The following is a 22,952-nucleotide window of genomic DNA, read 5'->3' on the forward strand; positions in this document are numbered from 1 at the left end:
TTAAAAAAGGCTGGCTTGCGCCGTGGTCAGGCTGTTGAAGCTATCGTTCATCGGCAGCAGAATGGAATCGGCAATCGGCTGCAACTGCTTGCTCAGATAATGCTCGTAATCGATATGCGAGCGCACCACCTCCAGCGGTTCCGGACCGCCAGTGGTCATCACATAGCTGATCCAGCCGCCGTTCTGATAACGCAACGGGCGACGCTGCGCTTGATTGTAGTCGTCGGCGATGCGCGCCGCGCGCACCTGTGGCGGCACATTGACCTTGTATTCGTCCAGCGGCTGCCGCAGCCGCTTGCGGTACACCAGCAAATCATCATAATCGCCGGACAGGGTTTTCTGCGCATAATCGCGCACGAAATCCTGATACGGCTCGTCCTTGAAAATGCGCGTGAACAGCCCCTGCTGGAACTGCTGCGCCAACGGCGTCCAATCGCTGCGCGCCACCTCCAGCCCGCGATAAATCACTTCCTCTTCGCCCTTGCTGTTGATGGTCAGCCCAGCGTAGCGCTTCTTGCTGCCCATGTCGGTGCCACGGATGGTTGGCATGAAGAACTTGGCATAGTGCGTGTCGAACTCAATCTCCAGATGGCATTCCAGCCCGTGCTTTTCCTTCAGCATGGTACGCCACCAATCGTTGATGTAATCCGCCAGCCCGGCGCCGATCGCCAGCGCCTCATCGTTCGGGTACTCTTTTTTCAGCCAGATGAAAATCGAATCGGTGTCGCCGTAGATGACGTCATAGCCGCGCGCCTCCACCAGCTCGCGGGTTTGCTTCAGCATCTGGTGGCCACGCAGCGTCACCGACGACACCAGCCGCGGATTGAAGAAGCGACACTCGCTGGCGCCCAGCACGCCGCAGAAGGAATTCATCAACAGCTTCAGCGCGGTCGATAGCGGCTCGTTCCTGGCCCGCTTGGCGGCATCGCGCTGCTTCCACAGTTCCGTGGTGATAGCCGGCAGACAGTGCTTGTCGCGCGAGAACACGGTGCCGTTGACGCCCTCCACCACCTCGGCCGCGTCCTCGGCAATCTCGCCCTCGATCAGCCCGACCGGGTCGACCAGAAAAGTACGAATAATCGACGGATACAAACTCTTGTAATCCAGCACCACCACCGAATCGTACAGGCCCGGCTTGGAGTCGATCACAAAGCCGCCCGGCGAGGCGCCGCCATTGACGTCGCCCACGTTCGGCGCCACATAACCCTCGCGGTGCATGCGCGGCAGATAATGATGATTGAAAGCGGCGATCGAACCGCCCAGATGGTCGGCCTGCAGCCCGGTCACGGTGGCGCGCTCGATCATGAAGGCCAGCAGATTGGCCTTGGCAAAGATGCGCGTCACCAGCTCGCAGTCTTTCAGGTTGTACAGCGCCAGCGCCGGCTTGTCGTCGTGGAAGCGGCGCTCGATCTCGGCCATCTTGTCGTAATCGTCGCCGATCTCCTTGCCCTCGCCCAGCATGGACTGCGCCACGTTTTGCAGACTGTACGACGGAAACAGCCACGACGCCGCCTTCAGCGCATCGATGCCATCCAGGATGATGCGCCCCGGCAGCGGCGCAAACAGATAGCCCTGCTTGCCCGGATGCTCGCGCCACTCGATGGCCTTGCCCTCGCGTCCCAGCGCCAGCGCCACCTTGTGTTTGTCGGCATTCTTTTGCAGCACGCGCAAGTCGAACTGCACCACGTTCCAGCCGATGATGACGTCCGGATCATGGCGCGCCATCCAGCCGTTGAGACGCTCGATCAGCTGGCGCGGCGTGGCGCAGTACTCCAGATCGAAATCGACCGCCGCCGCGCCCTCCGGCGCCGCGCCCAGCATATACACCTGACGCTGGCCGCAGCCCTCCAGCGCGATCGAATACAAATCCTCGTAGGCGCTGGTCTCGATGTCGAGCGACACCATCCTCAGCGCCGGCCGGTAATCCGGCGCCGGCTTCAGCTTGCAATTGTGGATCACGCTGCCGCTGGCGTGGCCGCCCTCGATCTGCACCCCGGCGGTGATGAAGCGCTCCATCAGATACCGCTCGGGCGGCCGGATGTCGGCCTCGTACAGCTTGATGCCGTGGTCGCGCAGCGTGCGCTCCAGCGCGGTCAGCTGCTTGTAGCGCGACGCGTACACCCCCAGCACCGGCTGCTGCTGGAAGGTCTTCAGTTGCAGCTCGCGCAACTCGATGCCGGCCGTCGGCGCCAGCTGCGCCTCGATGGCCGCGCGCACCCCGGCCTCGGCGAAAGCCACCGAGGTTTGCGCGGTGAGGCGGACTTTCCTGGGCCCGGCGTCGGTCGCCAGCCAGAAATCGATCTCCGTGCCGCCGGCGGTGTCGCGCCAGTGACGGGTCAGGATGAAGCCGTTTTGTGCGGGATGCGTCATGCCAGAATTATACTGTATGCGCATACAGCTGGCACTACCAGTGTGCTATTCCAGCTTGACCCACGCCGCCGCCAGATACGACAGCCGCAAGGCCGCCGGCCCGCGCGGCGCCGGCCGGTGCTCCGGCCGCCCCGGCTGGTCCGGCCGCTCGACGTCGAACGCGACGCCATCCAGGCTGATTTCCACCGTCGCGCCATCCTCGTCGCGGCCGGAAAACAGCAGCAACGCGCCATGGCCGCGCACCGCGCCGCGCAGCGTGGTCAGGCCAGACCAGCGGTAGCTCATCAAGTCGCCGGCCAGCCGCGTCGCCGCCTGCACCAGCGGCAAGCGCTGCTCCTGCGACGGATCGCCGCCGCTGATCCAGTGCAAATGCACCTCGCACAGCCGGCCGTACTCGGCGTCAAACACATAGCGCAAACGCGCCGGCCCTGGCCCCGGCGGCAGCGCCGGCAGATCCAGTTCAAACCATTCCTCGCCGCTGAGGCGGTCGAATTCATGACGCATGCCGGCCTGCGCTTTCGGATGCTCGCGCGCGATCACCGTCATCACCGCCGCCATGTCCATGCCCCAGCGCGCGCGGCCGTAACCCTGGCAGCGATAGCGCTGCTCGCGCACCTGCCACGAACGTGGCTGGCCAGTCAGGGATAATTCAAGCAAGGGGCGCCGCCAGCGGGTGCGCGGCTGTGGCAGGATGTCGGTCGTGTGCATGGAAACAACAGTTAAAAAACAGGCAAATAAAACTAGCTTCATTCTATGTTGCCGGCCCCGCCATTGTATGTAGCACGAAAGTGCTACACGGCCCGCTTGAGCGCCTTGCGGTGTCCGCATCCAGCGTAAAATGGCCGCATGAAGCAGACCGAACCCACCGATACCAGCCGCACCATCCACGTCGCCATCGTCGAGGACGATCCGGATTTCAGCAGCGCCCTCAGCCTGGTGGTGCAAAGCGCCGCCGACATGCGCCTGATCGGCCGCGCCGGCACCCAGGCGGAAGGACTGGCGTTGCTGGCCGGGCCGCCGGCCGACGTGCTGCTGGTCGACCTCGGCCTGCCGGACGGCTCCGGCATCGAAGTGATCCGCGCCGCCGCGCGCCACTGGCCCAGCTGTAACATCATGGTCAGCACCAATTTTGGCGACGAAACCCATGTGATGCGCTCGATCGAGGCCGGCGCCGCCGGCTACCTGCTGAAAGACAGCTCGCCGTCGCGCATGAGCGATGAAATCCGCAGCCTGGCCAACGGCGGCAGCCCGATCAGCCCGATCATCGCGCGCCAGGTGCTGGCGCGCTTCCGCCCCACCCCGGGCGCGCCGGCCAGCGCCGCCGCCGTCGACAGCGCCGATCCGGCCGCCGACACCGCCAGCGATGAAGCGCCGCTGCTGTCGCAGCGCGAACGGCAAGTGCTGGACTACATCACCAAGGGCTTCACCGTGCATGAAATCGCCGGCCTGATGCAACTGTCGCACTTCACCGTGCGCACCTTCGTGCGCCGCATCTACAGCAAGCTCAAAGTCAGCTCCAAGGCCGAAGCCATCTTCGAGGCGCGCAGCCAGGGACTGCTGTCTTGAGCGACACCCCGTCGCGCCTGCCGGCCAGGCTGCTGTTGCTGTTCTCGCTGGCGGTGCTGCTGACCGCCATCGTGCTCTACCTCGACAACGACAGCGGCGACGCCCCGGCCGCCAGCCTGCTGCTGACCCAGGCCAGTTGGCAGGAAACCGAGGCGCCCGCCACCACCCCGCCGCCGAGCGAGCTCGACAGCGCCAGCCTGCCGGCCCGCTGGCAGCTGGTGTCGCTGCCGTTCGGCCCCTCGATCGCACTGCTGCGCCAGGCCCGCGCCGGCGCCAGCGCCGCCCCCGTGCCGACGGTGCGCGTGACCTGGCTGAAAGTCAGCGTCGACGGCCTGCCGGCGCAGGCGCGCCGCCTGGCGCTGTACGGCGCCCGCGTCAAAACCGACGGCACCATCGCGGTCTACGTCAACGGCCGGCTGGCGCACCAGGCGCAAATCAGCGGCCCATCGTGGAACAGCACCCGCACCCCGCTCTGGTTCACGCTGCCCGCCGATCCTGGCGCGCCGCCGGTGCATGAAATCCTGCTGCGGCTGGAACACAGCCCAGCCTCGCAAACCGCCGTCTCCACGCTGCACCTCGGCCCCGAGGAAGCGCTGCGCACCCGCTACCATGTGCGGCTGTGGCTGCAGCAACAACTGCCGGCCATGCTGAGCGCCGCCTTCCTGGCGGTCGGCGTGTTCGCGCTATGCGTATGGCTGCGCCGCCAGCATGAAATCGCCTACCTGCTGTTCTTCAACCTGGCCGTCACCACTTTCCTGCGCGGCCTGCACTTCTACATCGAGCTGCCGGTCGAAAACGGCTGGTTCGCCTGGCTCACCGTCAACTCGCTGTTCTGGCTGGTGCTGGCGGTGCACTACTTCCTGTGCCAGTTGCACCAGCGGCCGCTGGCCTGGCTGACCCGGCTCCTGGTGACGGTGACGCTGGCGATCGGCGTGCTGACGCTGCCGGCGCTGGCGCTGCTGCCGAATATGCCAACCGTGACGCCGCTGATCTACATCGTGGCGCCGATGATGAGCGCGCTGGCCTGCGTGGTCGGCGGCATCTGCGCCTGGCGCCACTCGGCCGAGGGCCGGCTGGTGGTGTACGGCATCGTCGCCTGCACCCTGATGGGCATGAGCGACTGGCTGCTGCAAAACAACGTCATCAGCGCCGAAGGCTGGTACCTGGGTGCCTACACGCCGGCGGTGTGCTTCATCACCTTCGGCGTGCTGATGTACCGGCGCTACGTCGCCGCCATCGTCGAAGTCGAGCGCGTCAACGCCAGCCTGGCCGAACGGCTTGCGCGGCGCGAGGCCGAACTGGAAGCCAGCCACCAGCGGCTGCGCGACATCGAACTGCGCCAGACCATCAGCGACGAACGCCAGCGCCTGATGCAAGACATGCACGACGGCCTCGGCTCCTCGCTGATCGGCGCCATCCGCTCGGTCGAGCGCGGCGGCCTGGGCGAAGCGCGGGTGGCGCAAATCCTCAAGGACTGCCTGGACGACCTGAAACTGACCATCGACTCGATGGAACCGGTCGAGGCCGACCTGCTGCTATTGCTGGCCACCTTGCGCTTCCGGCTCGAACCGCGACTGGAAGGCAGCGGCGTGCGGCTGCTGTGGGCCGTGCGCGAAACCCCGGCGCTGCCGTGGCTCAATCCGTCCAGCGCGCTGCACATCCTGCGCATCGTCCAGGAAAGCATCGCCAACATCCTGCGCCACACCAGCGCCAGCGAAATCCGGGTCGACACCAACGCCGGTGCCGACGGCGTGCAAGTCCACATCATCGACAACGGCGCCGGCTTCAACGTCACCCACGCGCTGCGCCAGGGCGGCGGCCGCGGCCTGCAAAACCAGCAGCGCCGCGCCGCCGCGCTGGACGGCCGGGTCGACTGGCAGTCGGACGCCGGCGGCACCCGCTTCACGCTGTGGCTGCCGCTCACCCGGCCCGGCCACAGCTAGGGACAAGGCGCCGCCCCCGGCAGCGCGCCCAGCGTCTCGGCGGCCGCGATCGCGGTCGCGGTGGGCAGCGTCAGCGGCAAGCTGAGGAAGGAAAACAGCGGCTGATACAGCACCGCGCGGCACTCGCCGCTGTCAGCCGGATCGCAGATGCGCGCCCGCACCAGCCGGATGCAGCTGGCGTCATACGGGTCCTTCATGCAGACCAGGCGATTGTTGGCCGGACAGGCCGGCAACGCCGCCGCCGCGATCGGCGTCATCGCCGCGCCATTGCTGGTCAGCGCCAGATAATCGATGCGCACATAGGCCGCGCTGACCGGCGCCCCCAACAGCAGGCCGCCGCCACCATCGCGCAACAGCGCCTGCTGCCGCAGCACGGCCAACGCCGCCGCATCGGCAAAATCGGTATGCGCGGCGGCGCTGGCGGCGCGCAGCGTCACCGCCTGCAGCGTATTGAACATATACAGCACGCGCGCCAGCTCCAGCACGCCGCAGCACAGCAGCATGAACCACACCAGCACGATGCTGAACTCGGCCGTCACCACCCCACGCATGCTCACCTCCCGATATAGGGATAACTGGCTTCCACCACCAGCGGCAGCGGCTGCCAGGTCAGCCAACTGAAACTGGTGTCCTCCAGATACAGCTGAATATTCACCGTGACCGTGCTTGGCGTCACCACCCCGATACAGATCTGCCCATCGCACAACGTGGTCAAACCGTACGGAATGCTGCCCGGCGACAGCTCGGCCAACTCGGCCGCCACGATCTGGCCGGCCACCGCCGCCGCCGCCGGTGCCCGCGCCGGATTATTCATATCGCCCAGCGGCACCCGCGACAGATAGCGCGCCGCGTCCTGCGCCGCCCGCTCGATCGCCGTGTAATGCCAGAACACCCGCCCCAGAAACAGCGGAAACACCAGCAGCGACACAAATAGCGGCAGCAGCAGCGCCATTTCCACCGCCGCCAGCCCACGCCGCGCGCGCCGGCGCCTCATCGGTACAACTCCACGCCGCCGCCCAGCGTGGCTGGCGCCGCCACCCCGCCAAACTCGGCATACAAGGCGCTGGCGGTGGCCGGCACCGTCATCAGAAACTTGCCGACCGCCAGCACCGTCGCGCTACCGCCGCTGACCGGACACGCCAGCAGCGGCACATTCAGCACCCGCCGTCCCGCCACACCCTTGTGCGCGCTCGACGGCGCCAGAAAAAAGCTGCCGCTGCTGGTCTTGTACGGCGTCAGCGTGCCGCTCGGATACGTGGTCTTGGCCACCGGCAGCCCCGGCGCGTACAGCGTGGCCCAATCGCCGGTGGCAAACGGCGTATAGCCAGCGCTGGGTTCCGCTGCGCCAGCCACATAACTGCTGTAAGGCACCGCCCGCGCATACGCCCACAGCGGCCCGTACATCGCCGCCGTATTGCCGGTCGGCGCCGGCAGCGGATCGGCCACCGTCCACAGCTTGCCGCCGCTGGTGGACGACTGCGCGCCCTGCGCGGCCGGCGTCACCGTCATCCACGGCGCCGCGCTGCTATAGACATACGACTTGATATTGGTATCCGGCGGCGCCGTCACAAACGAGCACAGCGCCCCGCTGTACTGATCGAAACGCGCATTCAGCTGGTTATACAGCGACGCCAGCGGAAACGGCCTGGCCACCGTCAGCGCGCCACCCGTCACGCGCGGCATCGCCAACTGACCGGTACAGACATACGGCCCGACCAGACTAACGGCGGTATTACCGGCCGCGCCAGTCGCGCCGGGCGGCGTAAACGGATCGACCACAAAATTCTCGGCCGTAGTGCCGTCCGGATTCAGCTGCATCAAATCATAGGCCACGCCACGGCGGAAACCATATTCCACCAACTCGGTATTGGCCGGTGGCCCCGGATTGGCGCGCGCCGTGGCCGGCGTGGCCGACAGCGCGCACAGCGCCAGCGGCGCCACATCGATGGTCGAGCGCCCGGCCACCGCCACCGCCCGCACCGACGCCGAAGCCAGCGCGGCCGACAGCACCCGCATGAACAAGCCATCCACCGTTCCCGGATCGCTGGCCAGCGCACCGGTATCGACACGCACGAAAAACAGCGCCTCCGGCGCCGCCTGCGCGCTGGCGGCATCGACCCAAACGCCATCCGACGCGCTGGAAAAACTGAGCGCCGCGCCGCTCCAGCTGATAGTCTGCTGCCGATACTGATAGCGCGCCCCCGCCACCGCGCTGGCCGCCTGCGCCAACGCATTGACAACCCCGGCCGCGCTGCCATTCAACTGACGCGCCGCCGCCAGCGCCGCCGTATTCGCCACCGCCCGCAACTCCGCCTGCCGGTTATACAAACACCCCAAATCGAGCGCCATCGCGATAAACCCTAGCAGGATGAACAACATTAACGCAAACACCAGCGCCACCGCGCCGCGCGGCGCGCCAGAGGGATAGCGATAGGAAGGATGCAGGCTCATGCGCCGATTCTAGGCCCGGCCTTTCCTGCGAGCATTGACGCAAGGCAAAAAAAAAGCCCGCTACAGAGAGCGGGCTAAATCTATTTCCTTGGAGGAGAATAGAGGAGACAGGTGCAATCATGCCCGTCGCCAAACTATTAATCCAATTTATCTTACTGATCTCAGAGATTCACACAACGCATAATGCTCTGCCCAGCCCGTGTCCACTTCGGGGTCAGTTCCAAAAATCGGACATTGAATCGCTCGCGATCCAATGTCCGATTTTTAGAACTGACCCCGAAGTTAGGACATTGCTTTCCAGCGTGCTAATTCCAGCTTGCCGATCTGGGCGCGGTGCACTTCGTCGGGGCCGTCGGCCAGGCGCAGTGAGCGGGCGCTGGCGTAGGCATGGGCCAGGAAGGGGTCGGCCATGCCGCCGCCGCCCTGTATCTGGATCGCCCAGTCGATCACCCGGCACGCCATGGCCGGTGCCGCCACTTTGATCATCGCGATCTCTTTGGCTGCTACTTTGTTGCCGACCGTGTCCATCATGTAGGCGGCGTTCAGCACCAGCAGCCGCGCTTGGTCGATCTCGATGCGCGCTTCGGCGATCCGCTCCAGCGTCACGCCCTGCTCCGCCACCGGTTTGCCGAACGCCACCCGCGCCAGGCTGCGTTTGCACATCTGCTCCAGCGCGCGCTCGGCCAGGCCGATCAGGCGCATGCAGTGGTGGATGCGGCCCGGCCCCAGCCGGCCCTGGGCGATTTCAAAGCCACGCCCCTCGCCCAGCAGCAGATTCGATGCCGGCACCCGTACCTTGTCGAACACGATTTCGGCGTGGCCGTGCGGCGCGTCGTCAAAGCCGAACACCGGCAGATGGCGCAGGATGGTCACGCCCGGCGTGTCGCGCGGCACCAGTATCATCGACTGCTGCTTGTGACGGCTGGGGTTATCCGGATCGCTCTTGCCCATGAAGATGAACACCGCGCAGCGCGGATCGTTGGCGCCGGACGACCACCACTTGCGGCCATTGATCACATACTCGTCACCGTCGCGCGCGATCGAGCTTTCGATATTGGTCGCGTCCGACGACGCCACCGCCGGCTCGGTCATGCCGAAGCAGGAGCGGATACGCCCATCCAGCAGCGGCTCCAGCCACTGCCGCTGCTGCTCCGGCGTGCCGTAACGCGCCAGCACTTCCATATTGCCGGTGTCCGGCGCCGCGCAGTTGAACACTTCCGGCGCCCAGTGCACCCGGCCCATGATTTCGCACAGCGGCGCGTATTCCAGATTGGTCAGCCCGGCGCCATGCTCGGAATCCGGCAGGAACAGATTCCACAGCCCGGCCGCGCGCGCCTTCAGCTTCAGCCCCTCCATGATGCGGGTCGCCACCCAGGCATTGCCGGCGGCGCGGTTGGCGTCCACCTCGGCGTGAAACGCCGCCTCGTTCGGATAAATGTGCTGCTCCATGAAGGCCGTCAGGCGGGCCTGCAGTTCCCGTACTTTCGGGCTGTAGTCGAAATCCATGTGATGTCTCCTTATCGGTATGTGACGGCGCCGGGTTGTCCCAGCCATTCCAGATGCGCGTAATTATTCAGATAGCCCAGCGTGAACTGGCCGGGCCGCTGCAGGATTTTGGTGACGGCGCAATTGGCCAGCGTCCAGTTCAACTCCATCACCTGGAAGTCCTGCAGCCCAAGCAGATGCTGCATCAAGGTCGCGATCACGCCGCCCGAGGTGAACACGATCACCTCCTGGCCGCGCGTGTCGGTGTCCAGCCGCTCCAGCGCGCGGATGCAGCGGCGGCGGAAGTCCGGCCAGGTTTCGCTGTATTCGTCGTCGTGCCAGCCGCTCATCCAGCGCTGCATGGCGGCGCGGAACAGATGCTCCAGCGCGCGCGGCGGATCGACGTGATTCGCCAGCAGCGCCTTGAACGCCACCGCGTCGGCAAACTCCGGCACGTGCCGCAGCAGCACTTCGTGATGATCGAATTCTGCGAAATCCTCGTCGGTGATCCATTCGGCATCGACCAGCTGCTGTTTCGGCAGCTCGCCCAGGCAGGTATCCGCCGTCTGCCGATGGCGCGCCATGCCGCCGGTGATCACGTGGCTGAACGATTGCTGGCGGTTGGCGTACCACTGTCCCAGCAGGCGCGCCTGCTCATAGCCCAGCGTCGACAGCTGATCGTAATTGGCGCTGCCGAACGAGGCCTGCCCGTGGCGCACCAGATAAATTTGTCCCATATCGCATCCTATGTAAGACCCGTAGCTTACCGGCCGGCCTATAATTCATCAAATGAATAGAATTAATGTGAATGGATAAATCTCATGCATATATCCAAGGTCGACCTCAACCTGTTCACCGTGCTGGACGCCATCTACACCGAAGGCAGCATCACCCGCGCCAGCCTGAAGATGAACCTGACCCAGCCCGCCATCAGCCACGCGCTGAACCGCCTGCGCCAGCTGTTCGACGATCCGCTGTTCGAACGCCAGGGCCACACCATGACGCCAACGCCGCTGGCGCGCTCCATCATCGAACCGGTGCGGCGCGCGCTGCGCGGATTCGAGGTCACGCTGAGCGGCGCCGCGCGCTTTGAAGCCGCCAGCAGCGAGCGCAGTTTCTCGCTGGCGGTGCGCGACGTGCTGGAAGCCAGCGTGCTGCCGCCGCTGATGGCCAATATCGCCCACAGCGCGCCTTCGACCACGCTCAACACGCTGCAGGTCAGCCGCCGCGAGCTAGAAAGCGAACTGGCGGCCGGCACGCTGGACGCCGCGATCGACATCCTGCTGCCGCTATCGAACGACATCCGCCGCGCCCAGTTGGCCGGCGACCAGACCGTGGTGCTGGTGCGGCGCGGCCATCCGCTGATCAAGCGCCGCAAGCTAACGCTGGAGACCTATCTGGAACTGGAACACATCCAGACCAGCTCGCGCCGCCGTGGTCCCGGACTGGAAGACGTGGAACTGAGCCGCCACGGCCTGCAGCGCCGCATCCGCCTGCGCTGCCAGCACTACTTCGCCGCCTGCCGCGTGGTCAGCCAAACCGACCTGGCGCTGACCATGCCGGACCGGCTGGCGCGCATCGTCAACCAGCAGTTCGACAACCAGATCCTGCCGCTGCCGCTGGAGATGCCGTCGCTGGACGTCTATCTGTACTGGCACGCCAACGTCGACAACGACCCGGCCAATAGCTGGCTGCGCGCCCAAATCGCCGCCGCGATGAACTAAGTGCCCGCATTTTCCGCATAAGTTTTCCGCATAAGTTAGCGCAATTTCATTCGTTCCCAAGTTTTTGCGACGCCGATAGACTCGGCCTCATTCGACATAACCTGTTATGACAGGTTATACCTATCAGAGTGAGGCCATGAAAAATTTCCGTACCATCGAACTGTCGCCGGTGCCGTTGTACACCCAGGTCAAAGAGAATCTGCGCGAGCGCATCCTGGATGGCACCTACCTCGCCCACGCCAAACTGCCGGCCGAGAGCGAGCTAAGTACCGTGTTCGGCGTCAGCCGCATCACCGTGCGCCAGGCGCTCAGCGACCTGCAAAAGGAAGGCGTGATCTTCAAGATCCCCGGCAAAGGCACTTTCGTCGCCAAGCCCAAGGCGTTCCAGCAGTTGACGCAGCTGGAAGGCTTCGGTGAAGCCATGGGCCGCATGGGCTACGAAATCTACAACCAGGTCACCAGCCACAAGACCGTCGCCGCCAGCCCGCACGTCGCGCAGCAGCTGCAAGTGGCGGTCGGCAGCGACGTCACCGAAATCAAGCGCATCCGCCACCTGAACCGCGAGCCGGTATCGCTGGAAGTGACCTATCTGGCGCAGGACATCGGCGAGCGCCTGCGCCGCGAAGACCTGGCCACGCGCGATATCTTCCTCATTCTGGAAAACGACTACGCCATCCCGCTCGGCCGCGCCGACCTGCAGGTCGACGCCATGCTGGCCGACGATAGCCTGGCGCACGCGCTGCGCGTCGAACAAGGCAGCGCCGTGCTGCGCATCGAACGCCTGACCCACCGCGCCGACGGCAGCCCGCTCGATTTCGAATACCTGTACTTCCGCGGCGACGCTTTCCAGTACCGCCTGCAAATCAACCGCCGCCCATAAAAGGAGCCGCCATGCAAACCCATATCGAAACCGTCGACGTGCTGGTGATCGGCGGCGGCACCGCCGGCCCGATGGCCGCCGCCAAAGCCAAGGAAGCCAATCCGCAGCTGCGCGTGCTGCTGTTGGAGAAAGCCCACGTCAAGCGCAGCGGCGCCATCTCGATGGGGATGGATGGCCTCAACAACGCCATCGTGCCCGGCTTCGCCACGCCCGAGCAGTACGTCAAGGAGATCACCACCGCCAACGACGGCATCGTCAACCAGAAGACAGTGATGGCCTACGCCGAAAACAGCTACGCCATGATCGAAGAGCTGGACCGCTGGGGCGTCAAGTTCGAGAAGGACGAAACCGGCGACTACGCGATGCGCAAGGTGCACCACATGGGCACCTATGTGTTGCCAATGCCCGAGGGGCACGACATCAAAAAGGTGCTGTATCGCCGCCTGAAACGCCAGCGCGTCGAGATCACCAACCGGCTGGTGGCGACCCGGTTGCTGCTGGCGGAAGATGGCAGCATCGCCGGCGCCATGGCTTTCGACTGCCGCACGGCCGACTTCCACGTCATCCGCGCCAAAAGCGTGGTGCTGGCCACCGGCGCCGCCGGCCGTCTCGGCCTGCCAGCTTCCGGCTACCTGTTCGGTACCTACGAAAACCCGACCAACGCCGGTGACGGCTACAGCATGGCCTACCACGCCGGCGCCGAACTGTCGGGTATCGAATGCTTCCAGATCAACCCACTGATCAAGGACTACAACGGCCCGGCGTGCGCCTACGTCACCGGCCCGTTCGGCGGCTTCACCACCAATAACAAGGGCGAGCGCTTCATCGAATGCGACTACTGGAGCGGCCAGATGATGCAGGAGTTTTACAACGAACTCCAGGGCGGCAACGGCCCGGTATTCCTCAAGCTGGACCACCTGGCCGAGGAAACCATCAGCACCATCGAAACCATTTTGCACACCAACGAGCGTCCGAGCCGCGGCCGTTTCCACGCCGGTCGCGGTACCGACTACCGCCAGCAGATGGTGGAGATGCACATCTCTGAAATCGGCTTGTGCAGCGGTCACTCGGCGTCCGGCGTATGGGTCAACGAGCGCGCCGAAACCACGGTGCCCGGCCTGTACGCCGCCGGCGACCTGGCCTGCGTGCCGCACAACTACATGCTGGGCGCCTTCGTCTACGGCAAACTGGCCGGCGAGGCGGCGGCCGAGCGCTGCGCCGCCATCGAACTGCCGGCGCTGGATGAAGCCCAGGTCGAGACCGAGCGCGCGCGCGTGTGGGCGCCGCTGGACCGGCCGGATGGCTTGCCGCCGTCACAGGTGGAATACAAGCTGCGGCGCATGGTCAACGACTATCTGCAACCGCCCAAGGTTACGCGCAAGATGGAGATCGGCCTGACCCGCTTTGAAGCGATCCGCGCCGACCTGGATCGGCTGTCGGCCCGCAATCCGCATGAGCTGATGCGGGCGCTGGAAGTTCACGCCATCCGCGATTGTGCCGAGATGGCGGCGCGCGCCTCGCTGTATCGCACCGAGAGCCGCTGGGGCTTGTATCACAACCGCGTCGATCATCCGGACCGCAACGACGCCGACTGGCTGTGCCACGTGCAGGTAAAGAAAATCAACGGCGCCATGCAGTGCTTCAAGCGCCCGCTGGAACCCTACATCATCGCCCTCGAGGAAGAGGAAAAACAAGCTTACCAACGCCTGCGCATCGTCGCGCCGGCACTGGCAGCATAAGGAGAACATCATGCCCATCGCCCTGACACCCAGCAGCGTGCCGGTGCGCGTCAACGACGCGCTGTGCATCGCCGACAAAGGCTGCACCGTGTGCGTTGACGTCTGCCCGCTCGACGTGCTGGCCATCGATTTCAGCAAAGGCAAAGCCTATATGAAGTTTGACGAATGCTGGTACTGCATGCCCTGCGAAAAAGACTGCCCGACCGGCGCGGTAACGGTCGACATCCCTTATTTACTAAGATGACTGGAGAAGCACCATGACTTTGCACCAGAAACTGATTGCCCTGCTGGCCGCCACCCTGACTTTGAGCGCGGCCCACGCCGAAACCATCCGCGTCGCCATCGGCACGCAGGACACCACCATCAACTGCGCCACCGGCGGCCTGCTGATCCGCGAACTGAAGCTGCTGGAAAAATACCTGCCGCACGACGGCAAGTACAAGGACGTCCAGTACGACATCCAGTGGAAGAACTTCACCTCCGGCGCGCCGCTGACCAATGAAATGGTAGCCGGCAAACTGGATATCGGCTCCATGGCCGACTTCCCCGGCTCCTTCAACGGCGCCGCCTTCGCCAAGGCCGGGAAGAAAAGCCTGTTCATCAGCGTCTTGTCCGGCAGCGTGCAAGGCAGCGGTAACGGCATCGTGGTGCCGAAGTCGTCGCCGGTGCAGTCGCTGTCCGAGTTGAAGGGCAAGACCATCTCGGTGCCATTCGCCTCCACCGCGCACGGCATGCTGCTGCGCGCCATCAAGGCCCAGGGCTGGGAGCTGGACAAGGACATCACCGTGGTGACGCAAGCGCCGGAAGTCGCCGGCTCCGCGCTGCAGTCCAACAAGATCGACGCGCACGCCGACTTCGTGCCGTTCGCGGAACTGTTCCCGCATCGCGGCTTCGCCCGCAAGATCTTCGACGGCTCGCAGGCGCAGGCGCCAACGCTGCACGGCAGCCTGGTGGACGCCGACTACGCGAAAAAATATCCGGAGATCGTCACCGCCTTCCTGCGCGCCGCCATCGAAGCTGACCGCATCATCGCCGCCGAGCCGGAAAAATACAGTGAGCTGATCGCCAAGGTGACCGGCATCGAGGCCGAAGTCGATTATCTGTTCCATGGCCCGCTCGGCCTGCAGACGCGCGACTTCACCTGGAAGCCGGAATACCGTCAGGCTGTCAAGACCTCGATTGAAACGCTGCGCCTGATGAAGCGCACCGACCAGGATCTGGACGTCAACAGCTTCATCGACGACAGCTACATCCGCGCCGCCTTCAAACAGGCCAACCTGGATTACGACGCCGCGCTGAAGAACTATGCGCGCCGCCCGCTGGTCGCCAAGGACGCCGCCACCGGCAAACCGATCACCGACTTCTCGCGCCTGACGCAGGTGTGGGTGGACGGCGAGCCGCTGGTGCGTCACTACGCCAACGTGGAATCGGCCTTCGCCGCCGTGCGCAAGCTGGAAAAGGACGGCAAGAAGATCCGCGTGGTGTATGCGCATGACCGCAACAGCGGCCTGAAACTGTTCGCCTACGATGCCTGGTTCGTCACCGCTAAAAACGAGACCAGCGCCTTCCTGTCCAAGTCCTCCGCCGACGCCTGGGCCAAGCAGCATGGCGGCACCGTCGCCAGCTACGCGGCCGTGCTGGATGCCGCCGGCGACCGTAAGCTGGCCAGCCAATAAGGATAGCCGCCCATGAGCGCAACCACCATCCATCGCGCAGCCAGCCGCAACGCGCTGCGCTGGGGCCTGCGTCTGGCTTCGCTGGCGGCCTGTCTGCTGGCCTGGCAGTGGGCGGCAGGCCACCACCTGAATCTCGGCCTGCTGACGTTCCAGAACGTGCCGCCGCCGGTGGAAGTGGCCCAGGCCGCATGGGAGTTGCTGCACTCACCGCAGTTGCTGGGCCACCTGCGGGCCAGCCTGTGGCGCGTGTTCAGCGGCTTCGCGGTGGCGGCGCTGGTCGGCATCGTGCTCGGGCTGACCATCGGCCGCTGGCAACGCTGGCAGGACGTGCTGATGCCGCCACTGGAAATGCTGCGCCCCATACCGGCCGTGGCCTGGATTCCGCTGGCGATCCTGATGTTTCCCTCGTCCGAAATGTCGATGATCTTCATCACCTTCACCGGCGCGCTGTTTCCCATCCTGCTCAACACCATCCACGGTGTGGAGCAGATCGACCCGCGTCTTATCGCCTCCGCGCGCAGCCTGGGTGGCGGCGCGTGGGCCATTTTTGTCGAAGTGGTGCTGCCCGGCGCCGCACCCAGCATCGTCACCGGCCTGTCGATCGGCATGGGCACGGCGTGGTTTTGCCTGGTGACGGCCGAAATGATCTCCGGCCAGTTCGGCATCGGCTATTACACCTGGGCCTCGTACACCATTCAGAACTACGCCGATATCGTGGTCGGCATGCTGGTGATCGGCGCGCTGGGCATGGGCAGCAGCGTGCTGGTGAAACGCGCCGGCCACGCGCTGATGCCGTGGCATCAACAGGAGGGCAAGGCATGAGAGACGTGAACCAGGCATTGGGCCGCATCGATATCGGGCAGCTGTCGCTACGTGTCGGCCACGGCGAGCAGGCATTCGAGGCGGTGCAAGATGTTTCGCTGAACGTGGCGCCGGGCGAATTCGTCTGCCTGATCGGTCCATCGGGCTGCGGCAAATCGACGCTGCTGGGCGCACTGGCCGGCCATCTGCAACCGAGCAAGGGCAGCATCGCGGTCGATGGCGTGGCGGTGAAGGGGCCACATGCGGAGCGCGGGCTGGTGTTCCAGCATCACACGCTGTTCCCGTGGCGGCGTGTGATCGACAACGTGGCGTTCGGCCTGAAGATGCAGGGCGTTCCGCGTGCCGAGCGTCATCGCCGCGCGCTGGAGCTACTGACCATGGTCGGCCTGCGCGATTTCGCCCAACACTATCCGGCGCAGCTGTCGGGTGGCATGAAGCAGCGGGTGGAAATCGCCCGCGTGCTGATCAACCATCCGCGCGTGATTTTGATGGACGAACCGTTTGGCGCACTCGATGCGCAAACGCGGTTGATGATGCAGCAGTTGCTGTTGCAGCTATGGGCGAGTATCCGCACCACCATCGTCTTCATCACGCACGACATCGACGAGGCGCTGTTCCTGGCCGACCGCATTCTGGTCATGAGCCCACGGCCTGGCCGCATCATCGAAGAAATCGCGGTCGACTTTGCGCGGCCGCGCGACGCCTCGCTGGTCACGTCCGAACATTTCACGCGGCTGAAGCGACGCTGCCTGCAACTGCTGCAGCCGCACGGCGCCGAGCTGCCGCTGGAGCGCCTGTCCCCACTAGGCGCGTCCAACCTGCAATTTGCGATTTAAGGAAAACATGAACACGATTTTTGACGAAGACGCCGAGCTCGCGCAGTACCGCGAACGCCTGCACCACCCGGACAGCGCGGTGCGCCGCATCGCCGTGCTGGAACTGGCCGATCTGGACGGCGACGAACACGCGCCACTATTCATCGAAGCGCTGCGCGACAGCGATGCCAGCGTCCGCGCCGAAGCCGCGCGCGCGCTGGAAGCATTTGAAAGCGTGGACAGCGTGGCCGGCCTGGTGCCGCTGCTGTCCGACGCCGACGAAGAAGTCCGCGCCGCAGCCGCGCAAACACTGAGTGAATTGAAGCACCCCGCTTCGGCGGCGGTGCTGCTGCCGCATGCCGCGCATCCGCACGCTTTCGTGCGCGTCGCCGTGCTGCGTGCCGTGCGCGAACTGCGCGCCGCCGGCAGCTATGCCCCAGCCCTGGCCGCGCTCAACGACACCGACGCCGCCGTACGCCGCGAAGCCGTCACCGTCCTGGGTTACCTGAAGCAGCCAGCCGCCCTGCCCGCGCTGACACAACTGGTCAGCCAGGACGCCGACGCCGAAGTGCGCCGCGCCGCCACCGGTGCGGTGGGCTATGCCGGCATCGACGACGCAGTGCCAGTCCTTTCCGCGCTGCTCGACGGCCTGCGCGACAGCACCTGGCAAGTGCGCGAAGAAGCCGCCACCACACTGGGCAAACTGGCGTTGCCGCCAGCCGGCGCGTCACAAGCCGGCAACGCCCTGATCGCCGCGCTGGAAGACGCTTATTGGCAGGTCCGCCTGCGCGCCGCCCGCAGCCTGGGACGGCTGCGCCACGCCGCCGCGCGCGAAGCGTTGGTGCAAACATTGGCCCACACCATCAGCAACCTGCGCAAGGAAGCCGCACTGGCGCTGGGTGAACTGGGCGACGCCGCCGCCGTACCGGCGCTGAGCGTGGCCGCCGAAGACTCCGACCCCGAAGTCCGCAAAGCCGCGCGCCTGGCACTGGCACAGATACAGGCAGCCACACGATGAACAGCCCACAGCAGATCACCAACAACCGCCAGCAGCGCGTGCTGGACATCATCTGGGACGACGGCAGCACCCAGCAACTACCGCACGCCACCCTGCGCGCGCAATGCAAATGCACCGTCTGCCAATCGCAACGCCTGCTGGCCGGCACCGATGCCGATGCCGACGTCCCGCCGCCGCCCGCGCCCGCAGCCGACATCCGCATCGAAGAAATCCACCCAGTCGGCGCCTACGGCATGCAACTGATCTTCAGCGACGGCCACGAACGCGGCATCTACCCCTGGCCCTATCTGCGCTCCTTGGAAATGAACGCAAGCGAATCAGCTATTGACTCCAATCCTCCAACTGCAGTCCAGCGGAAAAAAAGCCAAATGCTGCATCGCTAGTCACGAGGGTCGCGCCGATTGTTTTCGCATGAGCGGCGATCAATAGATCCATCGGTGCCAACGGAGCTCCCGCAGCCTCGCGCATGACACGCATCGCTGCATAAACAGGAACCAGTTTGCTACCCCAAGGCAGCACTATTACCTGCAATAGAAAATTCTCCACCCGTGCAGCCAATTTCACTGGATTTCCGCGCTTGGCTACTCCGTAATCGTCAAAAAGGTCGCGGTCTGCTCGCCCTGGTTTCGGTCCGCTGGAGACATGAAATCCGCTGGCACAATCTCCCTGACGTCTTCCTTGAAGAACTCTTCCCATGACATGGGGCGCCGCGACAAAATGACATCTCCGCTAAACGTATCGTACCGAACATAGATGTCATTTCCTTTGAGCATCATCCCCTCCGGCAAATGAACCAACTGCCTGGAGCCATCGAAATATAACTGAGCCTTTTCGTACATGATGCGCTCCCGAGAAAAAGAGAGCTCTCAATATACGCCCGATGCAGAGTAGATCAAACCACGTTCACATGCAGAGTTTGATCCAGGCCAAATCAGCACGCCGGCTTAGCGCCCTGCGCCAGCGCGCGCACGGCTTTGGAAATGTCGGCGCCGATGCGGGTGATGGCGCGGCGGTGGCCGGCCACCAGCTCGTCATAACCGGCGCTGACGCTTTCCTGCGCCACGCTGCGGCAGGTCAGCACCTGCGTGTCCCCCACTTTGCGCACACTCCACACCGCATCGATCAGCGCATACTGCCCCGGCGCCGATTCGAAACGCTGCACGTTGGTGCTGATGCGATACACCGTCGCCGCCTCCGGCGCCGGCGTGCGGAACACGTCCACCGTTCCCAGCTCGCCTGTGATGGCCAGCGACAACGCCTGCTGAACCTCCGCCGCCGGCTGCTGCGACCAGCGCTCCTGCTCCAGCAAGTCAACGCGCCCGCCGCCCAGTGTCACCACCAGCTGATTGCGTGCCACCTGCTGCGGCACCGTCACCGCCGGCACTTCGATGTAGTATGCGGCCGGTGCCGGCGCTGCCGCCGCCCCCAGGCCCGTGCTCAAACTGTAAAAATGTTCCGGCGGCGCGCTGGCACATCCCGCCAGAGCCAGGGCCAGCGCCGCTGCGGCGGCATAGACACGCATCATTTCTGCTCTCCTTTTCGTTCCGCCTTACCGCGGATCAGCGACTCCGGATGCCGCTCCAGATAATCCGACAAAGCATTCAGCGATTGCAACGTCTGCGTCAGCTGCTGCAAGGCTTCGCGCAAATCCGACTGCACCGGCGAATCCTTCTGCAGCAGCTGATCGGCCTCGTTGAAGGTCTTGCGCGCCGCGCCCAACGTATCCTTCATCTCCGGCACCACCTGCGCGTTCACCTGATTGAACAAGGCGTTCGCGCTCTTCAGCGTATCGCGCAGGTTTTTGCCGATTTCATCGAAAGGCACCTTATCCAGCTTGCGCGCGATGCTGGAAATCTGCGTTTGCAATTCATCCAGCGAATTCGGCACCGTCGGCAGTTCCGGCACCTCGGCCGCCATGTCAACCTTGACCGCCGGTGCATTCGGGAAGAAGTCCAGCGCCACATACAGCTGTCCGGTCAACAGATTTCCGGTCCGCAGCTGGCCGCGCAGACCGCGCGCCACCAGCTTCTCCAGCAACTGCGGCCCGGCGTTGCGATCCTGATCGGCAGTGATCGACTGCGCGAAGTTGCGGCCCAGCCGCGCCGGATACATATCCACCGTCACTGGCATGCGGAAGTTCTTCTTCACCGGATCGAACTCCACGCCCACCGAGCGCACCTCGCCCATCACGATGCCACGGAAGTCCACCGTCGCCCCCGGCGACAGGCCGCGCAGCGACTGGTCGAAATACAGCACCGTGGTCACCGGCACGCCATCCGGTTCGCGCATCGCGGACGCCTGATCGTCGGCCAGCGAGAACTCGCTACCCTGCGGCGCCACCGCCGATGGTTTCTGTCCGCTCACCGATTCGAACGCAATGCCGCCCACCAGCAACGCCGCCAGCGATTGCGTGTTGACCTTGAAGCCGCTGGAATCCAGTCGCACATCGACGCCGCTGGCATGCCACCAGCGCGTGCTCTTGCCCACATACTGGTCATACGGCGCGCCGACAAACACCGTCATCTTCACGCCGCGTCCCTTGTCTTCCAGGTCAAACCCGGTAACCTGTCCCACCTGAATGCGGCGATAGAAAATCGGTGAGCCGACATCGATGGAGCCCAGCGAGTCGCCATGCAGCGTATATGTGGTGCCCTTCTCGTCGCGCGTTACCTGCGGCGGTTTTTCCAGCCCGGTGAATTCATGACTGGTGTCCTCCGACTTGCCGGCATCGACACCGATGTAAGAACCGGACAGCAGCGTATTCAGCCCGGTCACGCCACTGGCGCCGATGCGCGGCTTGACCACCCAGAAGCGTGTATCGGCCGCCGTGAAGCGCTTGGCTTCCTTGCTCATGTCGATCATGACCAGCACTTTGGACAAATCGTGTGCCAGCGAAATCGAGCGCACCAGGCCAATATCCACGTCCTTGTATTTGACCTTGGTCTTGCCCGGCTCCAGCCCATCCGCACTGCGGAAGCTGACCGTGACGGTCGGCCCCTGGTCCAGCACCGACTTGACCACCAGCGTCAGGCCGATAATCGCCGCCAGCAGTGGAATCAGCCACACCAGCGACGGCAGGCGGCTGGGCTTTTCCACCTGTGGCTCCGGCAGCGGCGCTGTGCCGCTCTCGTTTTCAGACATGCTTCTCTCCGTGAGTATCGACAGGATCCCAGATCAGACGGGGATCGAATTGCATAGACGCGATCATGGTCAGCACCACCACCGCGCAAAACGCCAGCGCGCCCGGGCCGGCCGTGATCACCGCCAGCGACTGGAAACGCACCAGCGCCACCGTCAGCGTGATCACAAAAATATCCAGCATCGACCAGCGGCCGACAAACTCCACGATGCGATACAACAGCGTGCGCTGCAACGGCCGCCAGCGCGAGCGCCGCTGCGCGGTCCACGCCAGCAGCGCCAGCGCCGCCAGCTTCAGCACCGGCACCACGATGCTGGCGACGAAAATGATGGCCGCCAGCGCCGGCGAACCGCTGGTCCAGAAGTAGACCACGCCGCTGATGATGGTGTCGTCCTCCTGCCCGAACAGCGAATGGGTGTACATCACCGGCAGCAGATTGGCCGGAATGTACAGAATGGCCGCCGCCAGCAGAAAGGCCCAGGTGCGGCCCACGCTGTCCGGATGACGGCGATGCAAACGCGCGCCGCAACGTGCGCAATACTGATGCCGCACCGTGCGTTTCAGCGATTCCACCAGGCCGCAACTGTGGCAGGCCAGCAGCGGCGCGCCCTTGGCCAGCGCCGCGTAACGGAATGGCTGCTGCGCCGCGCGTCGTGGTCCCGGCAAGTGCTCACCGATATTCCATAAAATCTTGGGGTCGAAAGACACCACCACCGCCAGCATCAGCGTCAGCGCGCCGAACGCAAACAGGCCAGGTTGCACCAACACCTGCGCCAGGCTGGTCATCTTCACAATCGTAATCAGAATGCCGATCATCAGCACTTCGGTCATGCCCCAGCGCCGCGCCAGGCCCACCGCCCGCAGCAGATGGTCAAAACCCGGCGGCCGGCGGCCCTCGCGCAGCGACAGCGTCACGTACAGCAGCGCCCCCAGCTCCACCGCCGGCAGCACCATGGTGAACAAAAACACCACCGCCGCCACCAGCTGCATGCCCTCGCTCCACAGCACGCGGATGGCGCCCAGCAGCGTGGCGCTGCTGCTGTAGCCATTGACCTCCAGCTCGACGATGGGGAAAAACTGCGCGATCAAAAAGACAAACACCGCGCCCAGCGTGATGGCCGCCATGCGGTTGGCGTCGGAATGGATGCCGCGATACAGAATCGAGCGGCAACGCACGCAGCGCGCTTTCTCGCGCGGGCGCAGCGGGCGGCGCTGATGCAGCACGCCGCAATCGTGGCAACTTATCAGATCGTATCGATGCACAGGCTATGGCCGTTCAGTCAAACATCCGCCTATCATACGGCAAAGCGAATCGGCTATCATA

At 64.7% G+C, this 22,952-nt stretch carries 23 protein-coding genes; 11 read left to right on the forward strand and 12 right to left on the reverse strand.

What is annotated here, in order from left to right; translation table 11 throughout:
- Together GJ699_RS16025 and GJ699_RS16030 are read right to left on the reverse strand one after the other, a co-directional pair.
- Complete coding sequence (locus tag GJ699_RS16025) at positions 1–2,370, reverse strand: DNA polymerase II (RefSeq protein ID WP_154377984.1); 2,370 nt, start codon at positions 2,368–2,370, stop codon at positions 1–3.
- A gap of 45 nt (positions 2,371–2,415) precedes the next feature.
- A complete protein-coding gene (locus tag GJ699_RS16030) occupies positions 2,416–3,078 on the reverse strand; it encodes a hypothetical protein (protein WP_154377986.1) in 663 nt (220 codons plus the stop codon).
- Between the two features lie 138 nt (positions 3,079–3,216).
- On the opposite strand from GJ699_RS16030, the gene GJ699_RS16035 reads away from it, so the two are divergent.
- Together GJ699_RS16035 and GJ699_RS16040 are read left to right on the forward strand one after the other, a co-directional pair.
- The gene (locus GJ699_RS16035; RefSeq protein WP_154377988.1) at positions 3,217–3,936 is read left to right on the forward strand and encodes a response regulator transcription factor; all 720 of its coding nucleotides are present in this window, start codon (positions 3,217–3,219) and stop codon (positions 3,934–3,936) included.
- A complete protein-coding gene (locus GJ699_RS16040) occupies positions 3,933–5,879 on the forward strand; it encodes a sensor histidine kinase (RefSeq protein ID WP_154377990.1) in 1,947 nt (648 codons plus the stop codon). Before GJ699_RS16035 ends, GJ699_RS16040 begins: the two co-directional genes overlap by 4 nt.
- Here the strand turns inward: GJ699_RS16040 and GJ699_RS16045 are convergent.
- The 5 genes from GJ699_RS16045 to GJ699_RS16065 form a co-directional block, all read right to left on the reverse strand.
- Positions 5,876–6,430 (reverse strand): TadE family protein, encoded by a 555-nt coding sequence (locus tag GJ699_RS16045; RefSeq protein ID WP_154377992.1) that lies wholly within the window; start codon positions 6,428–6,430, stop codon positions 5,876–5,878. The genes GJ699_RS16040 and GJ699_RS16045 overlap by 4 nt on opposite strands.
- Positions 6,431–6,432: 2 nt before the next feature.
- Entirely contained in the window at positions 6,433–6,873 is a 441-nt protein-coding gene (locus GJ699_RS16050) for a TadE family protein (protein WP_154377994.1), read from the reverse strand.
- The gene (locus GJ699_RS16055) at positions 6,870–8,330 is read right to left on the reverse strand and encodes a pilus assembly protein TadG-related protein (RefSeq protein WP_154377996.1); all 1,461 of its coding nucleotides are present in this window, start codon (positions 8,328–8,330) and stop codon (positions 6,870–6,872) included. The genes GJ699_RS16050 and GJ699_RS16055 overlap by 4 nt, the downstream gene beginning before the upstream one ends.
- Positions 8,331–8,612: 282 nt before the next feature.
- Positions 8,613–9,836: an acyl-CoA dehydrogenase family protein gene (locus tag GJ699_RS16060; protein WP_154377998.1), complete on the reverse strand. Its 1,224-nt coding sequence runs from the start codon at positions 9,834–9,836 to the stop codon at positions 8,613–8,615.
- A gap of 11 nt (positions 9,837–9,847) precedes the next feature.
- Positions 9,848–10,552 carry a histidine phosphatase family protein gene (locus GJ699_RS16065; protein ID WP_154378000.1) on the reverse strand — a complete coding sequence of 235 codons (705 nt, stop codon included), beginning with the start codon at positions 10,550–10,552 and terminating at the stop codon, positions 9,848–9,850.
- An 84-nt stretch (positions 10,553–10,636) separates the two neighbouring features.
- Here GJ699_RS16065 and GJ699_RS16070 point away from each other — a divergent pair, with 84 nt between their 5' ends.
- From GJ699_RS16070 to GJ699_RS16110, 9 genes are all read left to right on the forward strand, one after another.
- On the forward strand, positions 10,637–11,539 hold the full coding sequence (locus tag GJ699_RS16070) for a LysR family transcriptional regulator (protein ID WP_154378002.1): 903 nt from the start codon (positions 10,637–10,639) through the stop codon (positions 11,537–11,539).
- 136 nt (positions 11,540–11,675) lie between these two features.
- A complete protein-coding gene (locus tag GJ699_RS16075; protein WP_154378004.1) occupies positions 11,676–12,419 on the forward strand; it encodes a GntR family transcriptional regulator in 744 nt (247 codons plus the stop codon).
- An 11-nt stretch (positions 12,420–12,430) separates the two neighbouring features.
- On the forward strand, positions 12,431–14,158 hold the full coding sequence (locus tag GJ699_RS16080) for a fumarate reductase/succinate dehydrogenase flavoprotein subunit (protein ID WP_154378006.1): 1,728 nt from the start codon (positions 12,431–12,433) through the stop codon (positions 14,156–14,158).
- A 10-nt stretch (positions 14,159–14,168) separates the two neighbouring features.
- The gene (locus GJ699_RS16085) at positions 14,169–14,402 is read left to right on the forward strand and encodes a 4Fe-4S dicluster domain-containing protein (protein WP_154378008.1); all 234 of its coding nucleotides are present in this window, start codon (positions 14,169–14,171) and stop codon (positions 14,400–14,402) included.
- 13 nt (positions 14,403–14,415) lie between these two features.
- A complete protein-coding gene (locus GJ699_RS16090; protein WP_154378011.1) occupies positions 14,416–15,834 on the forward strand; it encodes an ABC transporter substrate-binding protein in 1,419 nt (472 codons plus the stop codon).
- Between the two features lie 12 nt (positions 15,835–15,846).
- On the forward strand, positions 15,847–16,656 hold the full coding sequence (locus tag GJ699_RS16095; protein WP_154378013.1) for an ABC transporter permease: 810 nt from the start codon (positions 15,847–15,849) through the stop codon (positions 16,654–16,656).
- Positions 16,653–17,492 (forward strand): ABC transporter ATP-binding protein, encoded by an 840-nt coding sequence (locus tag GJ699_RS16100; protein WP_154378015.1) that lies wholly within the window; start codon positions 16,653–16,655, stop codon positions 17,490–17,492. Before GJ699_RS16095 ends, GJ699_RS16100 begins: the two co-directional genes overlap by 4 nt.
- Positions 17,493–17,499: 7 nt before the next feature.
- Positions 17,500–18,489, forward strand: a complete 990-nt coding sequence (locus tag GJ699_RS16105) for a HEAT repeat domain-containing protein (RefSeq protein WP_154378017.1) — start codon at positions 17,500–17,502, stop codon at positions 18,487–18,489.
- Complete coding sequence (locus GJ699_RS16110) at positions 18,486–18,872, forward strand: DUF971 domain-containing protein (RefSeq protein ID WP_154378019.1); 387 nt, start codon at positions 18,486–18,488, stop codon at positions 18,870–18,872. The genes GJ699_RS16105 and GJ699_RS16110 overlap by 4 nt, the downstream gene beginning before the upstream one ends.
- Here the strand turns inward: GJ699_RS16110 and GJ699_RS35320 are convergent.
- From GJ699_RS35320 to GJ699_RS16130, 5 genes are all read right to left on the reverse strand, one after another.
- Positions 18,811–19,185, reverse strand: a complete 375-nt coding sequence (locus tag GJ699_RS35320; RefSeq protein WP_154378021.1) for a PIN domain-containing protein — start codon at positions 19,183–19,185, stop codon at positions 18,811–18,813. The two genes, GJ699_RS16110 and GJ699_RS35320, sit on opposite strands and share 62 nt — an antisense overlap.
- The gene (locus GJ699_RS34180) at positions 19,071–19,328 is read right to left on the reverse strand and encodes an AbrB/MazE/SpoVT family DNA-binding domain-containing protein (RefSeq protein WP_195763563.1); all 258 of its coding nucleotides are present in this window, start codon (positions 19,326–19,328) and stop codon (positions 19,071–19,073) included. Before GJ699_RS34180 ends, GJ699_RS35320 begins: the two co-directional genes overlap by 115 nt.
- A 92-nt stretch (positions 19,329–19,420) precedes the next feature.
- The gene (locus tag GJ699_RS16120; RefSeq protein ID WP_154378023.1) at positions 19,421–20,014 is read right to left on the reverse strand and encodes a PqiC family protein; all 594 of its coding nucleotides are present in this window, start codon (positions 20,012–20,014) and stop codon (positions 19,421–19,423) included.
- A complete protein-coding gene (locus GJ699_RS16125) occupies positions 20,011–21,630 on the reverse strand; it encodes a PqiB family protein (protein WP_154378025.1) in 1,620 nt (539 codons plus the stop codon). Before GJ699_RS16125 ends, GJ699_RS16120 begins: the two co-directional genes overlap by 4 nt.
- On the reverse strand, positions 21,623–22,891 hold the full coding sequence (locus GJ699_RS16130; protein WP_371867572.1) for a paraquat-inducible protein A: 1,269 nt from the start codon (positions 22,889–22,891) through the stop codon (positions 21,623–21,625). Before GJ699_RS16130 ends, GJ699_RS16125 begins: the two co-directional genes overlap by 8 nt.
- Positions 22,892–22,952: the final 61 nt, after the last annotated feature.

It is taken from the genome of Duganella guangzhouensis (genome assembly GCF_009674535.1).
Lineage (GTDB): Bacteria > Pseudomonadota > Gammaproteobacteria > Burkholderiales > Burkholderiaceae_D > Rugamonas > Rugamonas guangzhouensis.

Excerpts from the sequence above, each read along its gene's own strand:
- GJ699_RS16030 (WP_154377986.1), bottom strand. The coding sequence starts at position 3,078 with ATGCACACGACCGACATCCTGCCACAGCCGCGCACCCGCTGGCGGCGC.
- GJ699_RS16025 (WP_154377984.1), bottom strand. The coding sequence starts at position 2,370 with ATGACGCATCCCGCACAAAACGGCTTCATCCTGACCCGTCACTGGCGC.
- GJ699_RS16085 (WP_154378008.1), top strand. The coding sequence starts at position 14,169 with ATGCCCATCGCCCTGACACCCAGCAGCGTGCCGGTGCGCGTCAACGAC.
- GJ699_RS16070 (WP_154378002.1), top strand. The coding sequence starts at position 10,637 with ATGCATATATCCAAGGTCGACCTCAACCTGTTCACCGTGCTGGACGCC.
- GJ699_RS16095 (WP_154378013.1), top strand. The coding sequence starts at position 15,847 with ATGAGCGCAACCACCATCCATCGCGCAGCCAGCCGCAACGCGCTGCGC.
- GJ699_RS16080 (WP_154378006.1), top strand. The coding sequence starts at position 12,431 with ATGCAAACCCATATCGAAACCGTCGACGTGCTGGTGATCGGCGGCGGC.
- GJ699_RS16075 (WP_154378004.1), top strand. The coding sequence starts at position 11,676 with ATGAAAAATTTCCGTACCATCGAACTGTCGCCGGTGCCGTTGTACACC.
- GJ699_RS16060 (WP_154377998.1), bottom strand. The coding sequence starts at position 9,836 with ATGGATTTCGACTACAGCCCGAAAGTACGGGAACTGCAGGCCCGCCTG.
- GJ699_RS16110 (WP_154378019.1), top strand. The coding sequence starts at position 18,486 with ATGAACAGCCCACAGCAGATCACCAACAACCGCCAGCAGCGCGTGCTG.
- GJ699_RS16055 (WP_154377996.1), bottom strand. The coding sequence starts at position 8,330 with ATGAGCCTGCATCCTTCCTATCGCTATCCCTCTGGCGCGCCGCGCGGC.
- GJ699_RS16065 (WP_154378000.1), bottom strand. The coding sequence starts at position 10,552 with ATGGGACAAATTTATCTGGTGCGCCACGGGCAGGCCTCGTTCGGCAGC.
- GJ699_RS16050 (WP_154377994.1), bottom strand. The coding sequence starts at position 6,873 with ATGAGGCGCCGGCGCGCGCGGCGTGGGCTGGCGGCGGTGGAAATGGCG.
- GJ699_RS35320 (WP_154378021.1), bottom strand. The coding sequence starts at position 19,185 with ATGGGAAGAGTTCTTCAAGGAAGACGTCAGGGAGATTGTGCCAGCGGA.
- GJ699_RS16045 (WP_154377992.1), bottom strand. The coding sequence starts at position 6,430 with ATGCGTGGGGTGGTGACGGCCGAGTTCAGCATCGTGCTGGTGTGGTTC.
- GJ699_RS16090 (WP_154378011.1), top strand. The coding sequence starts at position 14,416 with ATGACTTTGCACCAGAAACTGATTGCCCTGCTGGCCGCCACCCTGACT.
- GJ699_RS34180 (WP_195763563.1), bottom strand. The coding sequence starts at position 19,328 with ATGTACGAAAAGGCTCAGTTATATTTCGATGGCTCCAGGCAGTTGGTT.
- GJ699_RS16105 (WP_154378017.1), top strand. The coding sequence starts at position 17,500 with ATGAACACGATTTTTGACGAAGACGCCGAGCTCGCGCAGTACCGCGAA.
- GJ699_RS16035 (WP_154377988.1), top strand. The coding sequence starts at position 3,217 with ATGAAGCAGACCGAACCCACCGATACCAGCCGCACCATCCACGTCGCC.
- GJ699_RS16125 (WP_154378025.1), bottom strand. The coding sequence starts at position 21,630 with ATGTCTGAAAACGAGAGCGGCACAGCGCCGCTGCCGGAGCCACAGGTG.
- GJ699_RS16120 (WP_154378023.1), bottom strand. The coding sequence starts at position 20,014 with ATGATGCGTGTCTATGCCGCCGCAGCGGCGCTGGCCCTGGCTCTGGCG.
- GJ699_RS16100 (WP_154378015.1), top strand. The coding sequence starts at position 16,653 with ATGAGAGACGTGAACCAGGCATTGGGCCGCATCGATATCGGGCAGCTG.